The sequence below is a fragment of the Bacillus sp. GbtcB10 genome (assembly GCF_019091365.1).
In the GTDB taxonomy this organism is placed as follows: domain Bacteria; phylum Bacillota; class Bacilli; order Bacillales; family Bacillaceae; genus Bacillus; species Bacillus altitudinis.
The window spans coordinates 1-228 of record NZ_JAGXJP010000488.1; the positions used below are offsets into that span (position 1 = coordinate 1).

Annotated in this window: 1 protein-coding gene; it reads left to right on the forward strand. The window is 32.0% G+C overall.

Annotation, left to right across the window (positions count from 1 at the left end):
- Nucleotides 1–44 precede the first annotated feature (44 nt).
- Entirely contained in the window at nt 45–218 is a 174-nt protein-coding gene (locus KVT11_RS20910; RefSeq protein ID WP_001293581.1) for a hypothetical protein, read from the forward strand.
- Nucleotides 219–228 lie beyond the last annotated feature (10 nt).

The following is a 228-nucleotide window of genomic DNA, read 5'->3' on the forward strand; positions in this document are numbered from 1 at the left end:
TACTACGATAGTTCATAATTAACTTTATATAAAGGAGACTTATCATGTCAGAAAACAAAAAAGTAAGCTTAGCTGATTTAATGCGTGAACAACTTGCAAAGAAAAAGCAAGGTAACGGTAATGGTCAAAATACAAAAAACCAAAGCCAAGAAACAAAAAAACTACAAAACCAACAAACAAAGAAAACAAACAACCAACGTAGACGTACAGGTGTATAAATGAACGGAC